The sequence below is a fragment of the Acidovorax sp. CF316 genome (assembly GCF_000276605.1).
Lineage (GTDB): Bacteria > Pseudomonadota > Gammaproteobacteria > Burkholderiales > Burkholderiaceae_C > Acidovorax.
This window is the reverse complement of the sequence record NZ_AKJX01000084.1, coordinates 1-909: the sequence shown is the minus strand read 5'-3', so window position 1 is coordinate 909 and position 909 is coordinate 1. Positions and strand designations below refer to the sequence as shown.

At 34.0% G+C, this 909-nt stretch carries 1 protein-coding gene; it reads left to right on the top strand.

Annotation, left to right across the window (positions count from 1 at the left end; all coding sequences use genetic code 11):
• Positions 1 to 174: 174 nt before the first annotated feature.
• On the top strand, positions 175 to 630 hold the full coding sequence (locus tag PMI14_RS34750) for a hypothetical protein (RefSeq protein WP_007886314.1): 456 nt from the start codon (positions 175 to 177) through the stop codon (positions 628 to 630).
• Positions 631 to 909 lie beyond the last annotated feature (279 nt).

Here is a 909-nt window from a genome sequence, read left to right as displayed (position 1 = left end):
GAGAACGAAATAGGGAATGGCGTTTTCTTTGAAGCATTTTTGCTTAAGAAAGGCTTTATTGATGAAGGATACTTAATCGAGTTCTATCAAGAGCTGCGTAAGACTATATCCTCAGTCCAATCACTAATCCCTAACATTCATGCAATCCAAAAAATAAAAGAAGGATTAAAATGAATGGGGGTTTTCGCAAAAAAATTCAAAGCTGAAATTGGAACGTTTATCTCTTTTTTGATAAGCTCGGGCTTTGTACTGGCGAGCAAGGAATCATGGGCACCTCTGGCCCCTATCCTTGGACTTATTATTTCATTACTAATTTGCAAAGCGTTAATATCAAGGTCGATAAATTCAGAAAAAAAAGATGTGAATTTGCAATCAGATTCTGTGCAAACTGAAATGCTTCAAGCATTAAAGGTAATTTCAGAAAGCCAAGAAAAGACTGGAAATAGCAATGCATTTTCTAAGCTAGCATCTAACTTAGAAGAAAACTTGATAAAACTGTTTGACCATAAAATGAAATCAATCAATGATGGATTAGCCAAGGTTAAACAATTAGAATCAGAAAATGATGAAATAGAGAAGGACCTGGCATCATCCATAAGTGAACTCATAAAATCACAAAACAAAAATTAACCTGTTATTTATAGCGTTCGCCTGTTTTTTTTCAATAAAAACAAAAGCCCTCTCCTTATTATTTTTATATTTAAAACTTAGTGTAATACGAGTACATAAAAACTTATTGAGAATACCTATCAATACGATAACTATCATGCTTGCAATACCAGCACTTATTGTAAACAAGCTAATAGTAACCATGGTTATCATTATCCTATCGAAAGCACACAGGCTTTCAACCATACAAACCAAGGATAAAGACCATGAAAACCATCAAAGCAATGTCTATCGCCGCCG

Excerpts from the sequence above, each read along its gene's own strand:
- PMI14_RS34750 (WP_007886314.1), top strand. The coding sequence starts at position 175 with ATGGGGGTTTTCGCAAAAAAATTCAAAGCTGAAATTGGAACGTTTATC.